Genomic DNA, 26,303 nt, shown 5'->3' on the forward strand with positions numbered 1-26,303 from the left:
CGGGCCGCGACGATCATTCGAAAAGGTGATTATCAGTGACTGAGAGACGCGTTGCCGTCATCGGTACCGGTTATGTGGGCCTGACCACCGGCGCCTGCCTGGCCTCACTCGGGCACCGGGTGGTGTGCGCGGACGCCGACCCGGGCAAGGTCGAGCGGCTCCGCAGGGCCGAGGTCGACATCCTGGAGCCGGGACTGCCCGAACTGGTACAGGAGGGGCTGGATTCGGACCTCCTGCAATTCGTGGGGGACACCCCGGCCGCCGTGCGCGACGCCGATGTGGTCTTCCTCTGCCTCCCGACGCCCATGGGCGCGGGCGGCGCCGCCGACCTGGCCGCCGTCGAGGCCGTCGCGGGGGAGATCCGCGCCGAGCTGCCGCACGGTGCCGTCGTGGTGAACAAGTCCACGGTGCCCGTCGGCACGGCGGACCGGGTCGCCGCGCTGCTCGGCCGGCCGGACGTCTCCGTGGTGAGCAACCCGGAGTTCCTCCGCGAGGGGCGCGCCGTGCACGACTTCCTGCACCCGGACCGGATCGTGGTCGGGGGAGCGGAGGCCGAGGCCGCGCGGCGGGTGGCGGAGCTGTACACCGACCTCGCGGCACCGCTGGTCGTCACCGACGCCGCCAGCGCCGAGCTCACCAAGTACGCGGCCAACTTCTTCCTCGCCATGAAGCTGTCCTTCGCCAACAACCTGGCGACGCTGTGCGAGCGCTTCGGCGCGGACATCGGCGACGTCACGGCGGGCATCGGCCACGATCCGCGCATCGGCGCCGCCTTCCTCCAGCCGGGCCCCGGCTGGGGCGGCTCCTGCCTGCCCAAGGACACCCACGCGCTGCTGTCCGTCTGCGAGGCGGCCGGGATCGACTTCCCGCTGCTGCGCGCCACCATCGAGACCAACGTCGAGCACCAGGCCCGCCTCGTGGAACGCGTCGCGGCCCAGTCCTCGCGCGGCGACGGCTCGCTCGACGGCGTACGGCTGGCCCTGTACGGCCTGGTGTTCAAGGCCGGCACCGCCGACCTGCGCGACTCGCCCGCGCTGGCCATCGCCCGGCAGCTCCGGGAGCGCGGCGCCGAGCTGTACGCCTACGATCCCGCGCTGACCGAGGCCCGGCCCGACCTGAGCGACCTGGTCACCCTCGTGGACGACCCGCTGAAGGCGGCCGAGGGAGCCGAGGCTGTCCTCGTCCTCACCGAATGGCCGGACTTCCTCGAACTGGACTGGGAGGAGGTCGCCGCCCGTCTCGACGGCCGCCTCGTCCACGACTTCCGCAACGTGCTCGACCAGGAGCGGCTGGAGCGCGCCGGGCTCGTCCGGCAGAGCATCGGCAGCCCGTACACGATGGCCGGCTGACCACGGCCCGGGGCCGGCGCCCCACCCCCCACGACGGACCGAACCGAAAGGCCCCTTTCATGCGAGTCTTGTGCACCACCACAGGCAGTCCCTCGCACGGCCGCGCCCAGCTTCCCCTGCTCCGGGCCCTCGTGGCCGCGGGACACGAGGTACGGGTGGCGACCACCGAGGAGCTCGCCCCGCTCTTCCAGCAGGACGACCACCACGTGCTGACCTGCCTGCCGCGCTTCTCGCCCCAGGAGTTCGCCGACCCGGCACAGGACCTGGCCGGCATCGCGGACGCCGCGGCTCTCGGCCCGGAACAGCAGCAGGCCGCCATCGTGCGCTTCATGATCAGGGTCCTGTCCGGCCCGATGGCCGAGCGGCTCCGCGAGGCCCTGCGCCCCGTGGCACTGGAATTCCGCCCTCACCTCATCCTGCGCGACGGCATGGACCTCAGCTCCTGCCTCATCGCCGAGGAACTGGGCATCCCGCAGCTCCCCACGCCCTCGGGCGCGAGCAACGTCCTCGACCCGACGGAGATCCACCCCGGCCTGAACGCCCTGCGCGCCGAACTCGGGCTGCCCACCCAGGAGGACCCGCTCTCGATCGTCCGGCACGGGCGCATCGACTACGTACCGGCGGACTTCTCCTTCGCCCGCCACCTGCCGGGCCCCTGGGCGTACCGCCAGACGGTGAACGTGGACCGCGACTCGGTCCTGCCCCCGTGGGTCGCCGAACTGCCCACCGACCGGCCGCTGGTGTGGGCCGCCATCGGCACGGCGCTGCCCATGCTCCAGAAGCGGATGGAAGAGGGGCAGCAGCTTCCGGAGATGCCCTTCGAGATGCCCGACGCCGCCAAGACGCTGCAGAGCATCGTCGAGGCCGCGGCGAAGCTGGACGAGTGCACGGTGATCGTCGCCACCTCCGGAGTCCCGGTGGACACCACGGCGCTGCCGCCGCACGTCCACGTCACCGACCGGCTGCCGCAGCCGCTGCTCCTGGAGTGCGTCGACCTCTTCCTCACCCACGGCGGCTTCAACAGCATCCGCGAAGCGCTGCGCACCGCCACGCCGCTGGCGGTCCTCCCGCAGTTCGGTGACCAGCACCCCAACGCGGAGCGCGTCGAGGAGCTGGGGCTGGGCCGGCAGATCACCGACCGCACTCCCGACGGCATCGCCGCGGTCTGCCGGCAGGTGCTGGCCGACTCCGGCGCCGCCGCCACCGCGCGCCGTGCGCGGCTGGAGATGCTGGCGCTGCCGGAGATCGAGCACGCGGTGGCCGACCTCGAGAGGCTCGTGGGAGAGCGCGCGTGACCTCCTCCGACGCGCTCCGGAAGCAGGAGCAGCAGCCCGCGGGCGGACCGGCCGAGCAGGCCGGGCCGCCCGCGCGGCTGTCCCACCGCGAGGTCGTCATCGTCATGTCCGGCCTGATGCTCGGCATGTTCCTCGGCGCGCTCGACCAGACCGTGGTCTCCTCCGCGCTCCGCACCATCGCCGACGACCTGCACGGACTGACCGCCCAGGCATGGGTGACCACGGCCTACCTCGTCACCGGCACCATCGCCACGCCGCTGTACGGCAAGCTCTCCGACATCCACGGCCGCCGCCCCGTCTACCTGGTCGCGATCCTGCTCTTCGCCGCCGGGTCGCTGCTGTGCGGCTGCGCCGCGTCCATCCACCAGCTCGCCGCGTTCCGCGCGCTCCAGGGCCTCGGTGGCGGCGGGCTGATGTCGCTGGCCATGACCGTGATCGCGGACATCACCTCGCCCCGCGAACGAGGCCGGTACCAGGGCTGGTTCATGGCGGTCTTCGCCGGATCCAGCATCATCGGGCCGGTGGTCGGCGGCGTGTTCGCGGGCAGCGGCATGCTGCTCGGCATCACCGGCTGGCGCTGGATCTTCCTGGTCAACGTGCCGCTGGCAGCGGTGGCCCTGGCCGTGATCACGCGCGTGCTGCGCCGGGTGCCGCACCAGCCCGTACGGCACCGCCTGGACTACGGCGGCGCGCTCGCCCTCGCCGTCGGCGTCGTCCCCCTCCTCGTCATCGCCGAGCAGGGCCGGAGCTGGGGCTGGGCCTCACCGGCCGCGCTCGCCCTGTACGCGACCGGCGCCGTGGGGCTGGCGGGCTTCGTCCTCATCGAGCGGCGCATGGGCGAGGCGGCGCTGCTGCCCCTCCGCCTCTTCCGCGTCCGCAGCTTCCGCCTCGGCACCCTGCTGCACTTCATCGTGGGCATCGGCATGTTCGGGGCAATGACCACGCTGCCGCTGTACCTCCAACTCGCCCAGGGCATGAGCCCGATGGCGGCGGGCCTGGCCATGCTGCCCACCACGGTCGCCAACGTCGCCGTCACGCTGACGGTCGGCCGGCTGATCGCCCGTACCGGACGGCTCAAGGTCCACCTCGTGACGGGCATCGGCTGCTTCACCGCCGCCATGCTGGTCTACGCGACACTCAGCGTCGACAGCCCGCTGTGGTACGTCTCGATCGGCATGCTCTTCATGGGCGCGGGGCTGGGCGCGGCGATGCAGACCATGACCACACTGGCCCAGTCCGAGGTGCCGCGTACGGACATGGGCGCCGCGACCGCCTCGGTGAACTTCTTCCGCTCCAACGGCGGTACGGTCGGCGCCGCCGCGTTCCTCTCGATCCTCTTCTCCCTGGCCGGCTCGCGGATCGGCGAACGGCTGTCCGCGGCGTTCCGCCACCCCGAACTGCGCCGGCTCGCCGAAGAACCCGGCAACGCCCGGACGCTGAGCGGAGTGCTCCGCCCGAACGGCGGCCTGAACCTGGAGGACTCCGCTTTCCTGCACACCCTGAACCCACGCCTGGCCCTGCCCTTCCTGGAGGGCTATGTGGCGGCCATGCGCATCGTCTTCCTGGCGGGCGCGGCCGTGACGCTGCTGGCCTTCCTGGTCGCGGCACTGCGAGTGCCGAACCTCAAGCTCTCGGACGAGTGACACGTACGGGGAGCGGTGTCGCGCCTCTTGACCCACCAGTCAGGGAAAACTTAACGTCCATTCACCTTCTGAATTCAGGGCAGGCAATGCGGCCTGCCCATTGCCGAAGAGGTGAACTCATGCAGGGGATGCGACGACGCACGCTTCTGAGTGCGGCCGGTGGTACGGCCGTCGCCGGCGGGCTCCTGGGGGTGGGCAACGCGCAAGCCGCTGCCGCACCGGCTGCACGAAGCGGTCCCCGTGCTTCCGGGCCGTACGATCAGAAGATCAAGCAACTGCTGGGCCGGATGACGGTCGATGAGAAGTTCGGCCAGCTGCAGCAGCTCCCGTGGACCTGGGACACCGGTCCCGGCGGCGGCGAGACCAAGGCGGTCGAGGACGCCGCGCGCAAGGGCATGCTCGGCTCGGTCTTCTCTATCTTCGGGGCGAAGACCACCAACGCCCTGCAGAAGATCGCCGTCGAGGAGTCCCGGCTCGGCATCCCGCTGGTCTTCGGTCTGGACGTGATCCACGGCATGTGGACCAACTTCCCCATCCCGCTCGCCCAGGCGGCAAGCTTCGACCCCGAGGTCACCGCGGCGGACGCCGAGGTCTCCGCCAAGGAGGCCCGCTCGAACGGCGTGCACTGGACCTTCGCGCCCATGATGGACGTCACCCACGAGCCGCGCTGGGGCCGTATCGCGGAGGGCAGCGGCGAGGACCCGTACCTCACCTCGGCGTTCGCCGCCGCCAAGGTGCGTGGCTACCAGGGCGAGGACCCCAAGGGCCTCAAGGCCAAGGACCGGATCGCGGCCTGCGCCAAGCACTTCGTCGCCTACGGCGGCGCGGAGGGCGGCCGCGACTACAACACGGTCGACGTCTCAGAATCCCGGCTGCGCAACCTCTACCTGCCGCCGTTCAAGGCCGCCCTGGACGCCGGCGTGGCGACCGTCATGGCGTCCTTCAACACCATCAGCGGCGTCCCCGCGCACGCCAACCCGCACACCCTCACCGACGTCCTCAAGAAGGAGTGGGGCTTCGACGGGCTGGTGGTCAGCGACTTCACCGGTGTGAAGGAGCTGATCGCGCACGGCTTCGCCGAGGACGGCGCCGACGCGGCGCGGCTGTCGCTGAACGCCGGTGTCGACATGGAGATGACCAGCACCCACTTCGTCGAGAACGGTAAGAAGCTGCTGCGCGCCGGCAAGATCGAGCAGCAGCGGCTGGACGACGCGGTGTACCGGGTACTGCAGCTCAAGTTTCAGCTCGGCCTCTTCGACCACCCCTACGTCGAGGAGACGGACGAGATCACGGAGCCGTCGGCGGACGCCCGCAAGGCGGCCCGCGCGGCAGCGGCCCGCTCCATGGTGCTGCTCAAGAACGAGAAGTCGGTGCTGCCGCTGTCCGCCAAGGCGTCCTCGATCGCGGTCGTCGGCCCCTTCGCCGACTCCGCCGACCTCCTGGGCACCTGGGTGATCCCGGCCTCCGAGAAGAAGTTCCCGGCGGTGAAGGTGCTGGACGCCGTCAAGAAGGCCGCGCCGAAGGCGAAGGTCACCTACGCGAAGGGCGTCGACGCCGCGGGCAAGGACACCGGCGGCATCGGCGAGGCCGTCGCCGCCGCCAAGGCCGCCGACGTGACCGTGGTCGTCGTCGGCGAGCCCCCGGCGATCAGCGGCGAGGCCGCAGCCCGCAGCGACATCTCGCTGCCGGGCGCGCAGGAGAAGCTCATCGAGGCGGTCGCGGCCACCGGCAAGCCGTTCGTCGTGGTACTCGTGAACGGCCGCCCGCTGACCGTGGGCGACTGGCTCGCGCAGGCGCCCGCCGTCCTGGAAGCCTGGCACCCCGGCATCGAGGCCGGCCACGCCATCGCGGACGTCCTCTTCGGCACCGTGAACCCGGGCGGCAAGCTCCCCGTCTCCTTCCCCCGCACGGTCGGCCAGATCCCGATCCACTACAACCACGAGTCCACCGGGCGCCCTTACGACCCGGACAACAAGTACACCTCCAAGTACCTGGACCTGCCCGACGGCCCGCAGTTCCCGTTCGGCTTCGGGCTCAGCTACACCGACTTCACGCTCGGCGAGCCCAAGCTCAGCCGGTCGAGCGTGGCCGCCGACGCGCTGCGCAAGGGCGACACCCTGGAGGTGTCGGTCGAGGTGCGCAACACCGGCGAGCGGGCCGGCGACGAGGTCGTACAGCTCTACGTCCACGACCGCGCCGCCTCCCTCACCCAGCCGGTCCGCAGGCTCCGCGGCTTCCGCCGGGTGACCCTGGAGCCGGGCAAGCACACCACGGTGCGCTTCCGCCTCGGCGCCGAGGACCTGGGCTTCTGGACGAACGACAGCCACGGCCACTTCACCGTGGAGGCAGGCGCGTTCGACCTCTACGTCGGCACCAGCTCGGCCGCCACCGCCAAGACGGGCCTTACGGTGAGCTGACTCGTCGGGCACCGACCACTCGCCATCCGCCACCCGCCGCACGGCGGGTGGCGAGGTGCGTCAGTGGTCGTCCCAGTGGCCGTCGTGCGGGGCGTGGCGGTGGCCGTCGTGGAGGTAGTCCACGTGGTCGCCGTGCGGAACCGCGACGTGGCCGCAGCCCTCCTGGTGCTGGTGGGTGTGGTTCTGGTGCTCGGTGTGCGCGGTGGTCTCGCACTCGTCGACGTGGTCCTCGTGGGGACGGTGCAGACAGCCGTCGTGCACATAGTCGACGTGGTCGCCGTGCGGCACAGCCACATGACCGCAGCCGGCTCCGTGCTGATGGGTGTGACCCTGGTGGGTGGTGTGCGTGGCTGTCGCCATGACCCTTCCTCCTGATCTGCGGTGCTGTGGATGATCTTTGCGCGATATTGACAAAATGCGCCAGTGTGCCCCGAATGCTAGATCAGTCACCGCATTTTATCGCTGATGTCTGATCCGTCGCCGTATCCGGTATGAGGTCGCCCCGAACGGCCGTACGGACGTAATCGCGTCGTATCCGGGAATCGGACGGTGGCGTCCGGAAGGCGTGCGACCGGGCAGGTGTCGCGGACATCGGGGGTTCGGGCGCTGGTCACGCCTTCTTGACACGCGAAGTGGTTGTATTCCGGACTAATTACCACAAGAACCGGTCCGATTGTTTCAGGACTATCAAGCGCAACGCCGTCTTGTGGTCGATAAGTGCCCGCCGTGACGATCACTCTCGTTCCCGGCCGCCGCTCCACCGTGTCCGGGACGTCCATACGGGGCCAACCCCCCACCGACCTCCAGGAGTCCCCATGAGCGACCACCGCCTCACCCTCGGCCCGGATGCCGCACGGCAACTCGCGACCACCACCAAGACCGCGCCCCAGATGCGCGGCATCACCCCGCGCTACCTGCTCCGCGCGCTGCCCTGGGTGGACGTCGACTCCGGCGTCTTCCGCGTCAACCGGCGCCGTACATTCCTGCTCGGCGACGACCGGATCACCATCGACACCGACCACGAGGGCACCCGCCGCGTGGTCAGCGAGGACCTGCGGGAGATCCCCTACCTGCGCGAGGCGGACCCGGCGCTGCTCGGCGAACTGGCCCAGGCGTTCACCGAAGTCAGCTTCGACGCCGGCCAGTTACTCGTCCAGGAGGGCGAGTCCACCGACCGGCTGTGGGTGCTGGCGCACGGCCGCGCGGAGAAGCGTGTGACCACCCGCTACGGCGAGGAGACCGTGCTCGAGGTGGTCGGCGACGGCCAGTTCTTCGACCTGGACTCCTGGACCCGCGGCGAGCGCACGCCGTACCAGGTCAAGGCCCTCACCCCCGGCGTCGCGCTCTGCGTCGAGCGGTCCGTCCTGGGCCGCCTGTCGGACCGCGACGAAGCGCTGTGCTCCGCGGTCACCGCGTACAGCGAGGGCGGTGCGCCCCTCGCCGGCAAGGAAGCCCCCATCCAGCTCGCCGGCGGCCACGTGGGCGAGCCCGAACTGCCCGGTACCTACGTCGAGTACGAGGACACGCCGCGCGAGTACCACATGACCGTCGCCCAGACGGTGCTGCGCGTCCACACCCGCGTCTCCGACCTCTACAACGAACCCAACGACCAGGTGCGGGCCCAGGCCGACCTGACCATCCAGGCGCTGCGCGAGCGCCAGGAATCCCTGATGCTGAACCACCCCGACTTCGGCCTTTTCCACAACGTCACCCCGGGCCAGCGGGTCCAGGCGCGCACCGGCGCGCCCACCCCCGACGACCTCGACGAACTCCTCACCAAGGTCTGGAAGCAGCCCGGTTACTTCATCGCCCACCCGAAGGCCATCGCCGCGTTCGGCCGGGAATGTACCCGCCGGGGCGTGCCCCCGGTGATGGACACCCGCTTCGGCAGCCCCCTGCTGACCTGGCGCGGCGTGCCGCTGCTGCCGTCCGACAAGGTGGGTTTCACCAACGGCTCCGGCGCGGTGACCGGCACCACCGAGATCCTGCTCATCAGGGCGGGGGAGGCCGAGCAGGGCGTGGTGGGCCTGCGCCCCTCCGAGGTGCCCGACGAGGTCGAACCCGGCCTGTCCATGCGGAACATGGGCACCGACAAGAAGGCGATCACCTCCTACCTGATGACTGCTTACTTCAACACCGCGGTCCTGGTCGAGGACGCCATCGCCGTGCTCCAGAACGTCGAGGTGTCCAAGTACTATGACTACTCCTGAGACCCTGGAGGCGCCCCGGAGGGCCGCGAGCCCCGGGCGCGGATTCGACCCCGAGACCGTGCGGCGCGACTTCCCGGTCCTGCACCGTACGGTCAACGGCCACCCGCTGGTCTGGCTCGACAACGGTGCCACCACCCAGAAGCCGCGCCAGGTCATCGAGGCGCTCGCCGCCTTCTACGCTTCCGCCAACTCCAACATCCACCGCGGCGCCCACACCATGGCGCGCGAGGCCACGGAGGCGTACGAGGGGAGCCGCGCGGCCGTCGCCTCGTTCCTCGGCGCCCCCTCCCCGGACAGCGTCGTCTTCGTCCGCGGCACGACCGAGGCGGTCAACCTCGTCGCCCAGACCTGGGGCCGGGCCAACCTCGGCGCCGGCGACGAGATCCTCGTACCGGTCCTCGAACACCACTCCAACATCGTGCCGTGGCAGATGATCGCCAAGGAGCGGCACGCCCGCGTGGTGCCCGTACCGCTCGGACCGGACGGGCAGATCGACCAGAACGCCTTCGCCGACCTGCTCTCTTTCCGCACCCAGCTCGTGGCCCTCAGCCACGCGTCCAACGTGCTCGGCACCGTCCCGCCCGTGCGGGAGATGACGGCGCTGGCACACCGGTACGGCGCCAAGGTGCTGGTGGACGGCGCCCAGGCGGTCGCGCACTTCCCGGTGGACGTACAGGCGCTGGACGCCGACTTCTACGTCTTCTCGGGGCACAAGCTCTTCGGCCCCACGGGGATCGGCGCGCTGTACGGCAAGCCGGAGGTGCTCGCGGGCATGCGGCCGTGGCAGGGCGGCGGCAACATGATCGACTCGGTCGACTTCGGCCGGACCACCTTCGCCCCCGTACCGCATCTGCTGGAGGCGGGCACCGGCAACATCGCCGGCGCCGTCGGCCTGCGCGCCGCGATCGACTGGCTGACCTCGCAGGACCGCACCGCCGTCACCGCCTACGAGAAGGCCCTGACGGAGTACGCCGTACAGGCCCTGGCCGGCGTCCCCGGACTGGAACTCATCGGCGCCGCCCCCGAGCGGATCTCCGTCCTCACCTTCACACTCGCGGGATACGACCCGGCGGCGGTCGCCGAGTGCCTGGACCGCGACGGCATCGCCGTCCGGGCCGGCCACCACTGCGCCCAGCCCGCGCTGCGCCACTACGGCCTGGAGAGCGCGGTCCGCGCCTCCTTCGCCCTCTACAACACGCCGCGGGAGGTGGACACCCTGGTCGCTTCGCTGCAGAACATGCGGCAGCAGTGACGGAAGGGGCCGGTCGAGGCACCTCGGAGCCGTCCGCGCCACTCCGTCCCTTCCATTCAGGTGACGGAGTGTGTGACGGCTGTGACGCGTGGTTACTCATCGACTGCCGGGCGGTGCAGGAAGCCGCCTCTTCCCTGTGCAACCTATGGAGGAACCGAAGATGAACCGCACTGCGAAGCGCCTGACCGCTCTCGTCGTTCCCGTGGCAGCCCTTGTCCTGGCGGCCGGCGGCACGGCCGTGGCCGACGAGCCCGAGTTCCTGAACACCAAGATCGCGACCACCGACTCCGGTTACCAGAGCGGAAGCGCCAGCGAGCACCACGGCGCGTCGACCACGGGCGCGGAGACCCACAGCCTCCTCCTGGAGACCGGTGCCGACAACAGCGACGACGACAGCGACGACTGATTCGGCGCTTCCGGCCGGCGGGGGCCTCTGCCACTGAGACCTGTCGAGCACCAGCCCCGCTCTTCTCCGGGAGAGCGGGGTCCGCCATGTACAAGGTGGGGAGCGGAACATGGAACTGCGTGATCTGGAGTACTTCGCCCTGGTGGCCGAGGAGTTGCATTACGGCCACGCCGCGGCCCGGCTGCACGTCGCGCCCGCCGCCGTCCGCCGCCGCATCAGCGACCTGGAACGGGAGCTGGGCCTCGTCCTCTTCGACCGGACGAGCAGCCATGTGGAGCTCGCCCCCGCGGGCGGCGAACTGCTGCCCGCCGCGCGCCGCACGCTCGCCTCGGCCGCCGAGATCGAGGACACCGCGCGCACCCTGCGCGCCGCCCGGCTGGGCGAGCTGCGCATCGGCTGCGCCCCGGGCGCGGCCCGCCTCGTCGACGTACTGATCGGCAAGGTGGCGCGTGCACGGGCCGACGTGGCCGTGGTGTCCGTCCCCATGTGGAGCCTGCAGGCACTGGACGCCCTCGTACAGGGTGAGCTCGGCCTGGCGCTGGTCCGCGATCCGCTGCCGCCGCACGGGACGTCGTCCCTGATCGTCGGGAGGTACCGCGACGACCATGTGGCGGTGCCCGCGCCCGGGCCGCTGACCAAGCAGGTCCCGGTGCCGCTCGGCGCGTTCGAGGGCATGCCGTTCCTGATCAACGAGCGGGACACCGCGCCCGGCGTGCACGACGCGACCGTACGGTTCTTCGCCGACCACGGCGTGGCCCCGCTCTGGCAGCACCACCGGCTGCGCGAACAGGAGCAGCTCATGGCGCTGGTGGCGGCCGGCACGGCGTCCGGGCTGGTGCACGCGCACCCCGCCGACGTCTCCGACCCCGCCAACATCACCTGCCCGGGCGTCGCCGTCCTGCCGCTCAGTGAGCCCGGCCCCGAACACCGCTTCCACCTGGTCTGGCGCGCGGACGACGACTCCGAACTGCTGCGCGCGGTCATCGACCTGATCTGCGATCACGGCTGCGACCTCGACGAACCCGAACCGGAGAGCGGGCCGGGACACGGGGCGGAGCACGGTCAGGACGGCGTCACCACGTCGGACGGGCGCTGACGCCGCCGTCCACGACCAGGTCGGTGCCGGTGATCCAGGAGGCCGCGTCCGAGGCGAGGAAGACGCAGGCGTCGCCGACGTCCTCGGGGCGGCCGAGCCGGGTGAGGGGCGCGGCGCGGGTCCACCGGTCGACGCCCTCCGGCCAGTCCGTGTCGAGGCCGGGGCGGTCGATCAGGCCGGGGGAGACGGTGTTGACGCGGATGCCGAGGGGGCCGTATTCCATGGCCGCCGAGCGGGCGAACATGATCAGCGCGGCCTTGGCGGCGCTGTAGTGCGCATGCCCCGGCGCGGGCTGGGAGCCCTCGATCGAGGCCATGTGCACGACCGATCCGCCGTCCCCGCGCCGCATCGCCCCGACGGCCGCCTGAGTACAGCAGAACGCGCTGGTCACATTGGCTTCGGAGAGCCGCCGCCAGTCGGCCGCCGTCATCTCGGCGAGCGGCTGGACCGGCTGGATCCCGGCGTTGTTGACGAGGACGTCCAGCCGGCCGCGCCAGGAGGCCGCCGCGTCGACCAACTGCCGGCACTCCTCCTCCTGTGTCACGTCCGCCCGTACGGCCAGCGCGCTGCCGCCCTCCCCGGTGATCTCCTTGACGAGGGCCGTGGCCTGCTCCTCACCTCGGTACCAGTGGGCCACCACGGCAGCCCCGGCCCGCGCGAGCCGCCGGGCGATCCCGCCGCCGAGGAGTCCGCTGGCGCCGGTGACCAGGGCGACCCGTCCGGCCAGGCTGCCTGCCTGCCGCGCCTCACTCATCGTCGGCCCCGTCCGGCATCCGCAGCGGGCCGCCGGGCCGGCACAACTCCCTGATCCGCTCCGCGTACCCGGGGTACTGCCTGGTGAGGACGTCCACGTCGCCGCCTTCGTAGTCGGAGGGCAGAAAGCCGGGCGCCATCGTCGTACCGCACAGCGACCAGCGCCCGCCCGGGATCACCCGGGCGCCCATCCACGTACCCGCAGGGACCACGGTCTGCACCTCCCCGTCGCTGCCGCCGAGGAGCACCACCCGGCCGGCGCCGCCCGGCCCAAGGAGCAGCAGTTCGAGGGGATCGCCCCGGTAGAAGTGCCACACCTCGTCGAGGGGCAGCCGGTGCAGGGCGGAGAAGCCACCGGCGTCCGTGGTGAGCAGCACGATGATCGCCGAGCCGGCCGGGCGGCCCGTGGCGTCCGGCGGCCCCGCCCACGTCCGGCGGAACAGTCCGCCCTCGGCGGGCAGCGGCCGCAGCCCGTACCGCTCGGCCATCTCGCCCGCCGTCGTCCCCTCCGTACCCGGCACGGCTCGCCCCTCTCGTCGTCACGACGCCGTGATGCGTACCCGTATCCGGCGGGCCGTCACCGGTGCGGGCAGCCATTCCGTGCAGGGGCGTGGTGGACGACCGGGCTACGCGCGCTGCTGCCAGTACCGCTCGATCTCCTCCAGGGAGCGGCCGGCGGTCTCCGGGACGCGCCGGGCGACGTACCACGCGGCGAGCGCGGACAGCACGGCGAAGACGGCGAAGACGGAGCTGCCGATCGTCTTCAGTACGTCCGGGAAGGCCAGCGCGAAGGCGAAGTTGAGCAGGTACTGGGTGAAGGTGATCACGCCCATGCCCAGCGCCCTGGCCCGCAACGGCAGCACCTCCGGGCAGTACAGCCAGAACACCGGCCCCAGCCCGAACCCGAACGCGAAGGTGTACACGAACACGCAGATCACGGCGAGCACGGGGACATCAGGGAAGAGGGCGAGCGCCACCATCGGCGGGACCTGCGCGGCCAGCGAGACGGTCAGCAGCTTCACCCTGCCCAGGCGTTCGATGAAGGGGAGCGACGCCGCGGTGGACAGGACCAGCGCCGCGCCGACGCCGTAGTTCGCGATCGTCCCCGCCTGGGAGCCGTTGCCGTCGGTGAGGTGGGAGAAGATGACGGGCGCGTAGTAGACCACCGCGTTGATGCCGGTGAAGACCTGGAAGAAGGTCAGGATCAGGGTGATGCGCAGCGCGGGACGGTAGGTTCCCGCCAACTCCCGCAATCCCGCGTGCTGTTGGGCCAGACTGTCGCGGATCTCGGTGATCTCCGCCTCGGCGGTCTCCGGTGTCGCGCGCAGCCGGCGCAGGACGCCGCGGGCCTCCTCCTCGCGCCCGTGCGTCATCAGCCAGCGCGGGCCCGCCGGGCTGAGCACCATGCCGGCCAGGAAGACCACCGCGGGCACGGCACCCAGGCCGAGCATCCACTCCCACGCGCCGGCCGCCGACAGCGCGTCGCCGACCCCGTACGCGAGCAGGATGCCGACGTTCACCGCGAGCTGGTAGAGCGCGGTGATACGGCCGCGCAGGTGCTTGGGCGCGAGCTCGCTGAGATAGATCAGGCCGAACATGTTCGCGATGCCGACTGCGAAGCCGAGGACGAACCGCGCGACCATCAGCGCACCCGCATTGAAGGCCAGACCGCAGGCGACCGAGCCGACGACGAAGATGACACCCGCCAGGACCAGCAGATGGCGGCGGTCCCAGCGGCGGGCGGCGAGCGAGCCGCCGACGATGGCCGGCAGCGCGCCGAGCAGCAGCAGGCTGGTGACCAGGCCCTGCCCCGTGGCGTCCAGGCCGAACCGGTCGGTCAGCGGTTGCAGCGCGCCGGAGATGGCGCCGGAGTCGTAGCCGTACAGCAGGCCGGACAGGCCGCCGAGTACGGCGATCCAGTGCACCCGCCGGGGCACCTTCTCGGCGCCCTGCGCGGCGGCTCCGGTCGGGGACTGGACCTGTGCCACGGGTAACCTCCGATGGCGGTGGCGGACGGGAGACACGGGCGGGCTGGGTCCGAGGGCGACAATGGTGTGCACCCCATCCATCGTCAAGAGGTCCGACCTATTGTCATCCGGGCTCCCCGGAGGTATCCGGTATTCCTGTATCCGCAGGACGAGTTCACCGGCCGTACGCGGCGCCGGCCCGCTCCGGGAGGACCAGTGATCGACGCGCACCACCATCTCTGGAATCCGGCCGTCCGCGCGTACCCCTGGCTGGATCCGGACGCCCACGCGCCGATCCACCACCCCTACACGCCGGCCGACCTCCGGCAGCAGGCCGCGGCCCACGGTGTGACCGCCACCGTCCTCGTGCAGACCGTGGCCACCACCGAGGAGACCGCGGACTTCCTCGCGACGGCCCGCGCCTCCGGCGGCCTGATCGCGGGCGTGGTCGGCTGGACGGACCTCACCGCACCCGAACTCGCCCTGCCCGACGACCCGTTGCTCGTCGGTGTACGACACCAGGCCGAGGACGAGCCCGAGCCGCGGTGGCTGGTCCGCTCCGACGTCCGGCGCTCACTCGCCGCGCTCGGCGCCCGCGCGCTGGCCTACGACGTACTCGTGCGGGCGCCGCAGCGGCAGGCCGCGCTGGAGTGCGTACGCGGCCTGGACGAGGTGCCGTTCGTGCTCGACCACGCGGGCAAGCCGGGCATCGCGGCGGGGGAGTGGGAGCCCTGGGCGTCCTGGATCACGTCCATGGCGGCCTGCGCGAACACCGTGTGCAAGCTGTCCGGGCTGGTCACCGAGGCGCCCGGGCACGCCTGGACGGCCGAGCTGCTGCGGCCCTACGCCGAGCACGTACTGGCCGCGTTCGGCGCCGACCGGGTGCTGTTCGGCTCGGACTGGCCGGTGTGCGAACTCGCGGGCGGTTACGCCGCGGTGCGCGCCCTCACCGATGACCTGCTGCGGGGGTGTACGGCCACGGAGCGCGCTGCGGTACTGGGTGACACCGCCCGGCGGGTCTACGGCCTGGGCGTCGGATGACATCGGATGAGAGCCGGCGAGAGCCGATGACCTCTTGTGCCGCGGCTCCGCGTGACCGTATGTTCACGTCGCCGGGCCAATACATCCGATGTATTTCGCCGGTGTAGTCGACGGAAGAGGCACACACAAGAAGCGGCGCGCGCGGCGCGCAACGGATCGACGAAGGACGACGACGCACTCCAGGAGGAGCGGGCATGAACGACATGAACGGCCTCAAGGCCCTGGTCACCGGCGGCGCCTCGGGCATCGGCCTGGCCACCGCCGAGCTGCTCGCCGCGCGCGGCGCCCGGGTGGCCGTACTGGATCTCGTACCCGACAAGGTCGAGGAGCCGCTGACCGGCTACCGGGCCGACGTCAGCGACGACGACTCCGTACGCGAGGCGGTCGGGGCCGCGGCCCGCGACCTGGGCGGCCTCGACATCCTGGTCAACAACGCCGGCATCGGCGCGGCCGGCACGGTCGAGGACAACACCGACGCCGAGTGGCACCGCGTCCTGGACGTCAACGTGCTCGGGATCGTCCGCACCAGCCGCGCGGCGCTCCCGTACCTCCGGGAGTCCTCGCACGCCGCCATCGTCAACACCTGCTCCATCGCCGCCACCGCCGGACTGCCGCAGCGCGCGCTGTACTCGGCCTCCAAGGGCGCCGTCCTCTCGCTCACCCTCGCCATGGCCGCCGACCACGTCCGCGAGGGCATCCGCGTCAACTGCGTCAACCCCGGCACCGCCGACACCCCCTGGGTCGGGCGGCTGCTGGACGCGGCCGACGACCCCGAGGCCGAACGCGCCGCGCTCAACGCCCGGCAGCCGATGGGCCGCCTGGTCACCGCCGAGGAAGTCGCCGCCGCCATCGCGTACGTGGCGTCGCCCGCAGCCGCCTCGGTCACCGGCACCTCGCTCGCCGTCGACGGCGGCATGGCGGGCCTGCGGCTGCGTCCCGAAGGGCAGCGGTGACCGGCGGAACGCCGGACGCGCGGAGCGGGAACGCGGCGCCACCCGGCCCTGCCGGACGCCGCCGCACCCTCGGGCGCAGCGGCGTCCCCCTCACCGCCCTGTCCTTCGGCGGCGCCGCTCTCGGCAACCTCTACACGGCCGTCACCCCCGACCAGGCCACCGCCACCGTCGACGCCGCCTGGGATCAGGGCATCCGGGCCTTCGACACCGCGCCGCACTACGGACTCGGCCTGTCGGAACGGCGGCTGGGCGCAGCGCTGCGCGACCGGCCGCGCGACGCGTACGTGCTCTCCACCAAGGTGGGCCGGCTGCTGCGCCCCGGCGGCCCGGGCGGCGACGACCTCGCCCACGGCTTCGCCGTGCCGGCCACCCACCGCCGGGTCCGGGACTTCAGCGCGGACGGCGTCCGGCGCAGCATCGAGGAGAGCCTGTACCGCCTCGGTCTCGACCGGATCGACCTCGCCTACCTGCACGACCCGGACGACCACGCGGAGCAGGCGTTCGGCGAGGCGTACCCGGCGCTCGAACGCCTCCGCGCCGAGGGCGTGGTCCGGGCGATCGGCGCGGGCATGAACCAGACCGCCATGCTCGCCCGCTTCCTCCGCGACACCGACGTCGACGCCGTCCTGCTCGCCGGCCGCTATACGCTGCTCGACCCCTCGGGCCTGGACGAGGTCCTGCCCGAGGCCGCGGCGCGCCACCGCGGCGTGATCATCGGCGGCGTCCTCAACTCCGGCCTGCTCGCCGACCCGCGCCCCGGCGCGACCTACGACTACGCGCCCGCGGCACGCCCCGTACTGGAGCGCGCCCTGCGCCTCAAGGCCGTCACGGAGCGGCACGGCGTTCCGCTGCGCGCCGCGACCCTCCACTTCCCCTTCGCCCACCCGGCCGTCGCAAGCGTCCTCATCGGGCCCCGCTCACCCACCGAGGCAACCGACGCGACCGAACTCCTGCGCCGCCCCATCCCTGCGGACATGTGGGCGGAACTCCGGTCGGAGGGCCTGCTCCCGGCGCACGTCCCGACCCCCTGAACCGACACCGCCGCCCCGGCGCTCAGGACATGCCCCGTTGTGGTCCATCCCGGTCTCTTACGGTCCGCAGCCGTCGGCAGTGATCGTTTTCTCCCTATCGGTCATGCAGCATGGCGAGCTTGGGCAGGCTGGGCTTCTCCCGCGCAGGGCGGGCCGAGGAGGGCGACCGTGGCGGTGCCGCAGCGGATGGGGAACCTCCCTGCCGAGTCGGGTGAGTTGTTCGGACGCCGGGCGGAGCTGGCTCAGATTCAGCGGCTGTTCGAGGGAGCGCGGCTGGTCACGCTGACGGGGGTCGGCGGTGTGGGCAAGACCCGGCTGGCGCTGCGGGCCGCGGCCGAGGCACAGCCGCGTCTTCGGGACGGTGCGTGGTGGGTGCCGCTGTCGGCACTGCGCCAAGGCGGGCTGCTGGCGCACGTCATCGCCGAGGCGCTCCCGCTGGCGGATCAGACGAGCCGGCCCATGATCGAGGTGGTGGCGGAGTATCTGGCGGACCGGGAACTGCTCCTGGTACTGGACACCTGCGAGCACGTGACCGGTACCTGCGCGGTGACCGTGCAGGCGTTGCTGGCGGCGGCACCGGGACTGCGGATCCTGGTGACCAGCCGCATTCCCCTGCGGATCTCCGAGGAGCGATTGCTGACAGTGGCTCCGCTGCCGGTCCTCGAGCCCGCCGGCCGGCCGGCGAGCGGGGCGGACGCGGTGGCGCTGCTCGCCCAGCGGGCCGCCGACACGGTTCCCGGCTTCGCCGTCACCGACGCCAACCGCCCCGGCCTCGTACGGCTGTGCCGGCGCCTGGACGGCCTGCCGCTCGCCATCGAGCTGGCCGCGGCGCGGCTGGGCGAGATGTCCGTGACCGAGCTGACCGAGCGGCTGGAGGATCGCTTCTCCGTACTCGGTGAGACCGACGAGGTGGTGTACGGAACCGAACCTCCCTGGCATCAGGGGCTGCGTACCGCGATCGGCTGGAGCCACCAGCTCTGTACGCCTGCCGAGCGGCTGCTGTGGGCGCGGCTGTCGGTGTTCGCGGGCGGCTTCGACGCGCACACGGCCCAGCGGGTGTGTGCCGACGCGGAGCTCCCGGCCGGGAGGATCCCGGCCCTGCTGGGCGCGCTGGCCCACGCCTCGCTCCTCACCGCCGCCCCGTCCCCGGGCGGCGGCCCGCGCTTCCGGATGCTGGACACGATCCGCGAGTACGGCGCCGGATGGCTGCGGCGGCTCGGCGAGGAGGACCGGGCACGCCGTCGGCACCGGGACTTCTACCTGGCGCTGGCGCGCGCGGGCGACGCCGCGTGGTTGGGCCCGGACCAGTACGCCTGGTACGACCGGATGACCGGCGAGCACGACAACCTCCGCGCCGCGCTGGAATACAGCCTGACCACACCGGAGGAGGAGCACACCGCGCTGGAGCTGGCCGGCGCACTGTGGTTCTTCTGGGGGGCCTGCGGCTTTCCCCACGAGGGCGTGCACTACCTGAACCGGGCGCTCGCACTCGACACGACGCCGAGCCGGGCACGCAACAAGGCCCTGTGGGCCTGCGGCTTCGCTTTCAGGAGCCTGGGCGACCCCGACGCCAGCCTGGCCCGGAGCGCAGAATGCGCCGCCGCGGCCGAACGCCTCGGTGACACCGAAGCGGCGACCTGCGCGATGACCATCACCATGGGCGCGGCGATGATGCGCGGTCACGGGACACAGGCGCTGTCCATGGCGGAGCGTCTGCTCGTCACGCAACAACCCGGCGACGAACTCGCCCTCCCCGTGCTCTGGGCCCCGCTGATGGCCGGCCACGTGCACACCTCCGAGGGCCGCATCGAGGAAGCCACCACCCACTTGGCGCACGTGCGTACCCTCTGCGACCGGCACGGTGAACGCTGGGCGCGCGCCTATGTCGATTACTTCCGCGCACGGGCCGAACTGCTGCGCGGCCGGCCCGAGACGGCGCAGAGGTATGCCCGGGCAGCCCTGGAAACCAAGCATCGGCTGCACGACAGCGTGGGAACCGCGCTCGTCATCGACCAGCTTGCCGGGGCTGTGATCGCCGTCGGCCAGGGGGAACGGGCCGCCCGGCTGCTCGGACTGGCCCAGCAGGTCTGGGGCACCCTGGGGCCCCCGCAGTTGGGCGTCCCCGATCTTGTTGCCGTCCGCCGGGCCTATGAGCGGAAGACCCGCGACGCCCTCGGCGACGTCGCGTACAAGAGGGCCTTCCAGGCCGGCTACGACACCGACCTGGACACGGGCATCGCCGACGCCCTCAGCAAGGTGCCGTTGGGCGTGTGATGAGTGCACCGCCGACCGGGGCCCGGCGCTCAGGCCGCCGCCGGAGTCTTCGTGTTCTCGAAGGAGTCGAGGGTGCGGGCGAAGTCCCGGGTGGAGAGGAGCAGCTTGTAGACGATGGCGAGTTCGAAGACGAGCAGGAGGACGGCGGAGACGACCGTGACGGGGATGACCGCGTCGAAGAGCGGCCCGACGATGAAGACGCCCATCTGGAATTCGATGCCGCTGATGAGGTGCGTACGGACGCGGTGCCGCAGCAGGTAGGAGCGGGCCCGCAGATAGCCGGGGAAACGGCTGCGGAACTCCCGCTGCAGGTCGATGACGTCGGACTTCTTCCGCCGCTTCGGCGCCGGTACGGCCACCAGTACCGGCGTGCCCGCAGTGCTCTGCGCGTCGTCCGCCCGGTCCTGCTGGAGGTCCTGCTCGATGTCCGCCTCGGGGTTGTCGCGCAGCAGGTCCTCCATGAACGCGACCTCCGCCGTGTCCTCGGCCCGCCGCGCCGCCCGGATGCGCGACTTGATCTGCTTGCGCATCGTGTGCCGGGTCTTGAAGATCTCCAGCGAGTTGATGTACCGCAGGCCGTCGAGCGCGACCACGCCCGCCGCGAGCCAGATGTAGAAGGTGTTGCCGGTGCGGTGGTACTGACCGCCCATCAGGGCGACGGCGCAGGCCATCACGCGGATGCGGTCGAAGATGTAGTCGAGCCAGGCACCGAAGACGGAGCCCTGGCCGGTGAGCCGGGCGACCTTGCCGTCCATGCAGTCCAGGATGAAGCTCAGGTGGTACACCACGGCACCGGCGATGAGCCAGCGCCAGTCGCCCTGCGTGAAGCAGGCCGCGGAGACCAGGCCGAGGAGGAGCGCGCCCCAGGTGATCTGGTTCGGGGTGATCCGCGTGCGCATCGCGGTCTGCCGCACCAGAGGAGTGGCGACCGGGTCGACCAGCAGCACGGTCCACCATGCGTCCCGCTTCTTCTGGGTAAGGCGACGCACCTCGGCGAGGGGCGGTATGTCTCTGCGCATGTTCGACTTCCTGGTGTTTATACGGGCTTCACCAGAAGTTAAGGAAGTAATTGGTGATTGCACAAGGTTCGCCCGGGGCAACCTTTTGTGGGGGGTAAGGGTCTTACGGGGTCAGTGAGTCGATGCCTTCAGTGCGTCCGCCGTCGCGGACGGGCCCGCTCGGCGCGCCTCGACCGCCGTCAGCGCCACCGCCAACGGCCCCGGCAGCAGGAAGAGCACGGGCGGTACGGTCCATGCGCAGACCGCCGCCGTGGCCAGCGCCAGCAGCACCAGGAGGCTGCCGGGGAGGTCCCGTACGGTGAGTGCCGCGGCCGTCCGTACGGCGGTGCGCCAGCCGCCCGCAGCGCCGTCCGTCCAGCCCTCCGCCGCGGCGGGCTGCGCACACGCCCGCAGCCCCAGCACCGCCAGTACCGTGCCCACGGCCGCCAGGAACAGCGCGAACGGCACCGCGCCCGGCAGCCCCGCGGCGGCCAGCCCCGCGTCCGCCGCGACCAGCGCGCCGAGCCCCAGCAGCGCTCCGCCCGCGACCAGGTCGGCGCGCCACGGCCGGGCGCGCAGCGCGGCGAAGTACCGACCGGCCGTGCAGGGCTCGTCGTACCACTGCCGCCTGCGCAGCATCGTGCACGCCGTGGCCAGCGCGGCCGGCACCGTCACCAGCGGCAGGCAGGCCACCGTCGTGGCGAGCCCGATGGCGAGTACGTCGGCGAAGAACGCGAAGCGCGGCCCGAACAGCTCGCCGGGCTCCCGTCGCGCGGATGCCGTGTCCGTCGGGGCGCTCATCCCTTGACCCCCGAGTTCGCCATGCCCTCCACCAGGAAGCGCTGGAAGGCGAGGAAGAACAGCACGATCGGGAGCAGCGCGAGGACCGACATGGCGAACATCGGGCCGTAAGCGGACTGGCTGGAGGTGTCCACGAAGGTGCGCAGGGCGAGCGTGAGCGTGTACTTGTCCGGCTCGAAGAGGTAGATGAGCTGGGTGAAGAAGTCGTTCCAGGTCCAGATGAAGGTGAAGATCGCGGTGGTGATCAGCGCGGGCCGGGTGAGCGGCAGCACGACCCGCGCGAAGGTACGGAACGGCCCGCAGCCGTCGATCTTCGCCGCCTCCTCCAGCTCGCGCGGCAGCCCGCGCATGAACTGCACGATGAGGAAGACGAAGAACGCGTCGGTCGCCAGGAACTTCGGCAGCACCATCGGCCAGAAGGTGTTCACCATGCCGAGCTGGTTGAAGACGATGTACTGCGGGATCAGCACCGCGTGGTGCGGCAGCATGATCGTGGCGATCATGAAGGCGAAGAGCGGACCGCGCATCCGGAACCGCAGCCGCGCGAAGGCGTACGCGGCCAGCGAGCAGCTCAGTACATTGCCGAGCACGGCACCGACCGAGATGGTCAGCGAGTTGCCGAAGAGCTTCAGCAGGCTGACGCCCTCGATGCCGGCCGCGGCCGTCGTGTAGTTCTCCGTGGCGAGCCGGGACGGCAGCAGCGCGAGGCTGGCGAGCACCTCGTCGGCCGGCTTGAAGGACGTCGCGACCAGCCAGCCCAGCGGGTAGAGCATGACGAGCAGCACCAGGAGGCAGCCGGCGTGCAGGGCGGTGCGCGGCCAGTTGGCGCGCACAGCGGTACGCGTGAAGGTCATCAGCGGCCCTCCTCGTTCGCGTAGAAGACCCAGGAGCGGGAGGTGCGGAAGAGCACCGCGGTGACGATGGCGATGGCGATGAGCAGGACCCACGCCATCGCGGAGGCGTAGCCCATGTGCGAGGCGGTGAAGCCGCGGTCGTAGAGGTAGAGCGTGTAGAAGAGAGTGGAGTCCGCGGGGCCGCCCCGGCCGCCGCTCACCGCGAACGCCGGGGTGAAGACCTGGAACGCCTGGATGGTCTGCAGGACGAGGTTGAAGAAGAGGACCGGGGACAGCATCGGCAGGGTGATCGAGACGAACTGCCGCCACCGTCCGGCGCCGTCCACCGACGCCGCCTCGTACAGCTCCTTCGGTATCTGCTGCAGCCCCGCCAGGAAGATGACCATCGGCGCGCCGAACTGCCACACCGTCAGCAGCGCCACGGACAGCAGCGCCCAGCCGGGCCGGTTGACCCAGCCGCCGGTGTGCAGGCCCAGCGAGCCCAGTACGTTGTCGACGGTGCCGCCGTCGTTGAACAGCGCCCGCCACACCAGCGCGATGCTCATCGAGGCGCCGAGCAGCGACGGGGCGTAGAACGCGGAGCGGTAGAAGCCCTTGCCGCGCTTCATCGACTTCAGCGCGACCGCCACCGCCAGCGCCAGGGCGAGCTGGAGGGGGACGGCCACCAGGACGTACAGCAGGGTGTTCAGGACCGAGCGGAGCAGCCGCGGGTCCTCGGTGAACATCTGCGTGTAGTTGCGCAGGCCGACCCAGGACGGCGGGTCGAAGAGGTCGTAGTCGGTGAAGGAGAGGTAGAGGGAGACCGCCATCGGGAGGAGGGTGAGGACGGCCGCGCCCAGCACCCAGGGGGAGAGGAACACCCAGGCGGCGCCCTCCCGTTCCCGCTTCGGCCGCCGCTTCCCGCCCTGTACCGCAGGGGCCGGGCGCTGCCGGGGGAGTACGGCCGCCTCGTCCATCGTTCGCGTGCTCACGGCCTCAGCTCCGTCCGTGCCTCGGTAAGGAAGTCCTCGGCGACCTCGCGCGGGGACGCCTGCTCGAAGGCCACCTGGTCGTAGTCGCGCTGGAAGGTCGACTGCAGGCCGTTGTCGCCGCGCGGCGGCGCGGCCGGCGGGTCCTTCAGCTTGCCCTCCAGGGATTCCTGGAGCCCGGCGACCTGCTGCTGGAAGCCGGTCACCTTCGGCAGTACGCGGGTCCGCTGCCGGCCGTTGACCGGGGTGCCGCGGTCCACGCCGAGGATGTCGGCGGCCGCGTCGGAGTTGAGCAGGAAGTCGAGGAAGCGGGCCGCCTCGCGGGGATGGGTGCTGCCGGCGGCGATCCCGAGGAGCATCGACGGCTTGTAGTACTGACCAGGGGTGCCGTCCGGGCCCGCCGGCATCGGCGCGAGCGCCAGCCGGTCCCCGTACATCGCCTCGTAACCGGCCGATGGGGCATCCCAGTTGAACTCCGCGACCGCCCGTTTGCGGCCCATCGGCGAGTCCTCGACCGAGCCCGCCATCTGTGTGGTGTCCTCGGCCCGGCTGACCAGCCCCTCCTTGCGCAGCTTCGAGGTGAAGGCCCAGAAGCGGGCCAGGTCCGCCGCGCTGAAGGCGGCCTGCCCGTCAGCGCCGTACAGCCGCTTGCCCTGCCCGCGCAGCCAGACCTCGAACCAGTCCTCCATCGAGCCCGGGTCCGTCATGGGCCGCTCGTACCCGGCGGCCTTCAGCTTCCGCAGCGCGTCCGCCCACTCCTCCCAGGTCCAGCCCGGCTTCGGGGCACGCAGCCCGGCCTTCCGCCACGCCTCCTTGTCGTACGCGAGGGCCTGCGTGCCGACGCCCATCGGCAGCGCGTACTGCACGCCGCCCACCTGCCCGGTCTTCAGCAGCCCGGAGTCCATGTCCTCGGTGGGCAGCGCCTTGCGTTGAGTCCCCAGGTCGAGCAGCACGTCGGAGCCCGCGTACTGGCTGATCTGCCGGTAGTCGAGCTGGATGAGGTCGGGGACGTCGCCGCCCGCCGCCTGGGTGGCCAGCTTCTGCTTGTACGACTCGTACGTGGAGTACGAGGTCTGGATGTCGATGCCGGGGTTCGCCCGCTCGAAGGCGGCGACGGCCTTCTCGGTGCGCGCTGCCCGGTCCGCGTTGCCCCACCAGGTGAAGCGGAGCGTGACCTTGCTGTCGGCGGCGGTGGAGGCCCCACCGCCGCCGCAGCCCGCCAGGGCCAGGCAGAGGGCGAGCGCCATGGCCGCGAGGGTTATGGGACGCCGCACGTTCACTCCCCGTAGTAAGGAAGCGTCGTACCGGGCAGTTCGTACTCCTCGCGGCGGCCGCACATGCCGTACCCGCCGTGCCGGGTCGGGCCCGCCGACCGGACCCCGCCCTCGGCCAGATGCGCCGCGTCGCCCGCGGCGAGCGCAGTGAGGTGCCGCCCCGTCCGCTCGGCGGCGGCCAGCGCGCCTTCGCGCCAGCGATCCCGCCAGGCATCGGCCTTGGACGCGACGAGCCGGGCGGCCGCCTCGTGGAAGGCGCGCAGCGGCCCGTCGTCACCGTCCGCCAGTGCGGTACGCAGCGCCTGGTACCCCTCGACGGCGAGGTCCCGCCGCTTCCGTGCGGCGGCCTCCGCCTCGGGCCCCTCCTTCGCGGGCAGCGCGGCGGCAGCGGCGTACGCCGCCGGATCGGCCAGCACCTCGGGCGGGAAGGTGAAGACCGCGTCCCCCGCCTCCGGCAGCCCGCCGTTCTGCATCAGTACCGTCACCCGCAGCCCGTCGCCGTTGACCATGCGGTGCACGGTCCCCGGCGTGAACCACGCGATGACGCCCGGCTCCAGCGGCGTCTCGCGGTAGCCGTCCGCGACGCTCAGCGTCTGTACGGCGCCCCGGCCCCCGGTGACGACGTACGCCTCCGTGCAGGCGAGGTGCAGATGCGGGCTGCCCCCGCACACACCGTCGGCGGCCTCCCACTCATAGGCGCTGAGGTGCGACAGTCCGATGCCGCCCGGCAGCGGCGCGTCCATGACCATGACCGGCTCCCTTCTTCAGTCCCTCGGTCCGTCCGTCACCAGGCCAGCGACTTCAGATGGGCTTCGATGCGGTGCGGATCCCACGCACCATCGGCGACCAGCACCCGGTACCGGTACGCGAAGGACTCGCCCGGTTCCAGCGCGAACTCCTCGAAGAACGCCCAGGAGAACGCGACGGACGGGATCGGCTCGGAGCGTACGAACCAGTGCGAGGCGTGGACGGCGTCGGCGTTCTCCGGGGCGTGCGCGAAGGCAAGCGTGGCGTGCCCGTCCACGTCGTCGTGCTCGCCCACGACCGCGATCCACGGATGCTCGGCGGCGGGCTTGCCCATCGTCTCCTCGTCGGTGCTCGGGCCGACCGGGGTCAGCACCTGCGCGCCTGTGAAGGCCCGGGGGCCGCGCCACTGCAGCCCGGTGTAGCCCGCCATCTCCCGGCCCGCGGTCGTCGGCGACCCGAAGCGCAGCGCCTCGTCACGGACGTTGGTCAGCTGGATCGACCAGTCCAGCGCGTACGCGCCGGCCTCCGCGTCCACCGAGTGCACCGCGACCGTGCGACGCTCGCGCGCCCACTCCTGGCCGCCGTTCTCGACCCAGGTGAGCGATTCGGTGAAGTCCAGCCGGTCCTCGGCGGCCTCGAAGGCGTCGAAGCCGTCGTGCCGCATGGAGCCGATCCGCTCGTGGAGCGGGAGGTAACCCTCGCCGTGTACATAGGAGTTGCCGCCCCAGAAGTTCTGGCCCGACAGATGGCTCGCGGTCATCTGCAGACCCTTGTGCCAGCGGTGGTCGTTGGGCCGGTAGCCGCTGACGGTGTGCCCCGCGAGGGTGCGCAGCGGGTGCACGTACGGCTTGCGCGCCTCGAAGGCCACCGGGTCGGGCGCGTAGACGTAGGACAGCAGCTCGGTGCCCCCGGCGGCGACCCGTATGCGCTCGCCGTGGGTGTGGGTGACGGTGATCGGCGTCGGTGCGCTCATC

The 26,303-nt window shown here is 71.7% G+C and carries 23 protein-coding genes; 12 read left to right on the forward strand and 11 right to left on the reverse strand.

The window, feature by feature from the left end:
- The first annotated feature begins 35 nt into the window (after positions 1 to 35).
- The 4 genes from IG84_RS0117845 to IG84_RS0117860 all read left to right on the forward strand — a co-directional run bounded on the left by IG84_RS0117845 (position 36) and on the right by IG84_RS0117860 (position 6,704).
- Positions 36 to 1,349, forward strand: a complete 1,314-nt coding sequence (locus tag IG84_RS0117845) for a UDP-glucose dehydrogenase family protein (RefSeq protein WP_031057923.1) — start codon at positions 36 to 38, stop codon at positions 1,347 to 1,349.
- A gap of 59 nt (positions 1,350 to 1,408) precedes the next feature.
- Entirely contained in the window at positions 1,409 to 2,644 is a 1,236-nt protein-coding gene (locus IG84_RS0117850; RefSeq protein ID WP_031057926.1) for a glycosyltransferase, read from the forward strand.
- The gene (locus tag IG84_RS0117855; RefSeq protein WP_245659390.1) at positions 2,641 to 4,287 is read left to right on the forward strand and encodes an MDR family MFS transporter; all 1,647 of its coding nucleotides are present in this window, start codon (positions 2,641 to 2,643) and stop codon (positions 4,285 to 4,287) included. The genes IG84_RS0117850 and IG84_RS0117855 overlap by 4 nt, the downstream gene beginning before the upstream one ends.
- A 287-nt stretch (positions 4,288 to 4,574) precedes the next feature.
- Positions 4,575 to 6,704, forward strand: a complete 2,130-nt coding sequence (locus tag IG84_RS0117860; RefSeq protein WP_051861898.1) for a glycoside hydrolase family 3 N-terminal domain-containing protein — start codon at positions 4,575 to 4,577, stop codon at positions 6,702 to 6,704.
- A 60-nt stretch (positions 6,705 to 6,764) separates the two neighbouring features.
- On the opposite strand, the gene IG84_RS0117865 is transcribed toward IG84_RS0117860, so the two are convergent.
- On the reverse strand, positions 6,765 to 7,064 hold the full coding sequence (locus tag IG84_RS0117865) for a hypothetical protein (protein WP_031057935.1): 300 nt from the start codon (positions 7,062 to 7,064) through the stop codon (positions 6,765 to 6,767).
- Positions 7,065 to 7,519: 455 nt separating this feature from the next.
- Here IG84_RS0117865 and IG84_RS0117870 point away from each other — a divergent pair, with 455 nt between their 5' ends.
- From IG84_RS0117870 to IG84_RS38940, 4 genes are all read left to right on the forward strand, one after another.
- Positions 7,520 to 8,914 (forward strand): family 2B encapsulin nanocompartment shell protein, encoded by a 1,395-nt coding sequence (locus IG84_RS0117870; protein WP_031057938.1) that lies wholly within the window; start codon positions 7,520 to 7,522, stop codon positions 8,912 to 8,914.
- Positions 8,901 to 10,166 carry a cysteine desulfurase gene (locus tag IG84_RS0117875; RefSeq protein ID WP_078648953.1) on the forward strand — a complete coding sequence of 422 codons (1,266 nt, stop codon included), beginning with the start codon at positions 8,901 to 8,903 and terminating at the stop codon, positions 10,164 to 10,166. The genes IG84_RS0117870 and IG84_RS0117875 overlap by 14 nt, the downstream gene beginning before the upstream one ends.
- A gap of 160 nt (positions 10,167 to 10,326) precedes the next feature.
- On the forward strand, positions 10,327 to 10,572 hold the full coding sequence (locus tag IG84_RS0117880; RefSeq protein WP_157848901.1) for a hypothetical protein: 246 nt from the start codon (positions 10,327 to 10,329) through the stop codon (positions 10,570 to 10,572).
- Positions 10,573 to 10,681: 109 nt separating this feature from the next.
- The gene (locus tag IG84_RS38940) at positions 10,682 to 11,668 is read left to right on the forward strand and encodes a LysR family transcriptional regulator (protein WP_031057944.1); all 987 of its coding nucleotides are present in this window, start codon (positions 10,682 to 10,684) and stop codon (positions 11,666 to 11,668) included.
- Here IG84_RS38940 and IG84_RS0117890 read toward each other — a convergent pair.
- The 3 genes from IG84_RS0117890 to IG84_RS0117900 all read right to left on the reverse strand — a co-directional run bounded on the left by IG84_RS0117890 (position 11,646) and on the right by IG84_RS0117900 (position 14,409).
- Positions 11,646 to 12,422 (reverse strand): SDR family NAD(P)-dependent oxidoreductase, encoded by a 777-nt coding sequence (locus tag IG84_RS0117890; RefSeq protein WP_031057947.1) that lies wholly within the window; start codon positions 12,420 to 12,422, stop codon positions 11,646 to 11,648. The two genes, IG84_RS38940 and IG84_RS0117890, sit on opposite strands and share 23 nt — an antisense overlap.
- Positions 12,415 to 12,909, reverse strand: a complete 495-nt coding sequence (locus tag IG84_RS0117895) for a cupin domain-containing protein (RefSeq protein WP_037800438.1) — start codon at positions 12,907 to 12,909, stop codon at positions 12,415 to 12,417. The genes IG84_RS0117890 and IG84_RS0117895 overlap by 8 nt, the downstream gene beginning before the upstream one ends.
- Before the next feature lie 138 nt (positions 12,910 to 13,047).
- Positions 13,048 to 14,409 carry a sugar porter family MFS transporter gene (locus IG84_RS0117900; protein ID WP_031057952.1) on the reverse strand — a complete coding sequence of 454 codons (1,362 nt, stop codon included), beginning with the start codon at positions 14,407 to 14,409 and terminating at the stop codon, positions 13,048 to 13,050.
- Between the two features lie 195 nt (positions 14,410 to 14,604).
- Between IG84_RS0117900 and IG84_RS0117905 the strand changes: the two genes are divergently transcribed.
- From IG84_RS0117905 to IG84_RS0117920, 4 genes are all read left to right on the forward strand, one after another.
- The gene (locus IG84_RS0117905) at positions 14,605 to 15,429 is read left to right on the forward strand and encodes an amidohydrolase family protein (protein ID WP_031057955.1); all 825 of its coding nucleotides are present in this window, start codon (positions 14,605 to 14,607) and stop codon (positions 15,427 to 15,429) included.
- Between the two features lie 194 nt (positions 15,430 to 15,623).
- Complete coding sequence (locus IG84_RS0117910; RefSeq protein ID WP_031057959.1) at positions 15,624 to 16,382, forward strand: SDR family NAD(P)-dependent oxidoreductase; 759 nt, start codon at positions 15,624 to 15,626, stop codon at positions 16,380 to 16,382.
- The gene (locus tag IG84_RS0117915; RefSeq protein ID WP_078648958.1) at positions 16,379 to 17,413 is read left to right on the forward strand and encodes an aldo/keto reductase; all 1,035 of its coding nucleotides are present in this window, start codon (positions 16,379 to 16,381) and stop codon (positions 17,411 to 17,413) included. The genes IG84_RS0117910 and IG84_RS0117915 overlap by 4 nt, the downstream gene beginning before the upstream one ends.
- A 168-nt stretch (positions 17,414 to 17,581) precedes the next feature.
- Positions 17,582 to 19,687, forward strand: a complete 2,106-nt coding sequence (locus IG84_RS0117920; protein ID WP_051861900.1) for an ATP-binding protein — start codon at positions 17,582 to 17,584, stop codon at positions 19,685 to 19,687.
- A 29-nt stretch (positions 19,688 to 19,716) separates the two neighbouring features.
- On the opposite strand, the gene IG84_RS0117925 is transcribed toward IG84_RS0117920, so the two are convergent.
- The 7 genes from IG84_RS0117925 to IG84_RS0117955 form a co-directional block, all read right to left on the reverse strand.
- Positions 19,717 to 20,706, reverse strand: coding sequence for a CDP-alcohol phosphatidyltransferase family protein (locus tag IG84_RS0117925; RefSeq protein ID WP_031057967.1), 990 nt, complete (start codon positions 20,704 to 20,706; stop codon positions 19,717 to 19,719).
- Positions 20,707 to 20,817: 111 nt separating this feature from the next.
- Entirely contained in the window at positions 20,818 to 21,486 is a 669-nt protein-coding gene (locus IG84_RS0117930) for a hypothetical protein (protein ID WP_031057968.1), read from the reverse strand.
- Positions 21,483 to 22,340: a carbohydrate ABC transporter permease gene (locus tag IG84_RS0117935; protein ID WP_031057970.1), complete on the reverse strand. Its 858-nt coding sequence runs from the start codon at positions 22,338 to 22,340 to the stop codon at positions 21,483 to 21,485. The genes IG84_RS0117930 and IG84_RS0117935 overlap by 4 nt, the downstream gene beginning before the upstream one ends.
- On the reverse strand, positions 22,340 to 23,296 hold the full coding sequence (locus tag IG84_RS0117940; RefSeq protein WP_031057973.1) for a carbohydrate ABC transporter permease: 957 nt from the start codon (positions 23,294 to 23,296) through the stop codon (positions 22,340 to 22,342). The genes IG84_RS0117935 and IG84_RS0117940 overlap by 1 nt, the downstream gene beginning before the upstream one ends.
- An 11-nt stretch (positions 23,297 to 23,307) precedes the next feature.
- The gene (locus IG84_RS0117945) at positions 23,308 to 24,582 is read right to left on the reverse strand and encodes an ABC transporter substrate-binding protein (RefSeq protein ID WP_031057976.1); all 1,275 of its coding nucleotides are present in this window, start codon (positions 24,580 to 24,582) and stop codon (positions 23,308 to 23,310) included.
- A 2-nt stretch (positions 24,583 to 24,584) separates the two neighbouring features.
- The gene (locus tag IG84_RS0117950; protein WP_031057978.1) at positions 24,585 to 25,331 is read right to left on the reverse strand and encodes a cupin domain-containing protein; all 747 of its coding nucleotides are present in this window, start codon (positions 25,329 to 25,331) and stop codon (positions 24,585 to 24,587) included.
- Positions 25,332 to 25,366: 35 nt separating this feature from the next.
- Complete coding sequence (locus IG84_RS0117955) at positions 25,367 to 26,302, reverse strand: DUF6807 domain-containing protein (protein WP_031057981.1); 936 nt, start codon at positions 26,300 to 26,302, stop codon at positions 25,367 to 25,369.
- Position 26,303 lies beyond the last annotated feature (1 nt).

This window comes from Streptomyces ochraceiscleroticus (genome assembly GCF_000720485.1).
GTDB classification, from domain to species: domain Bacteria; phylum Actinomycetota; class Actinomycetes; order Streptomycetales; family Streptomycetaceae; genus Streptomyces; species Streptomyces ochraceiscleroticus.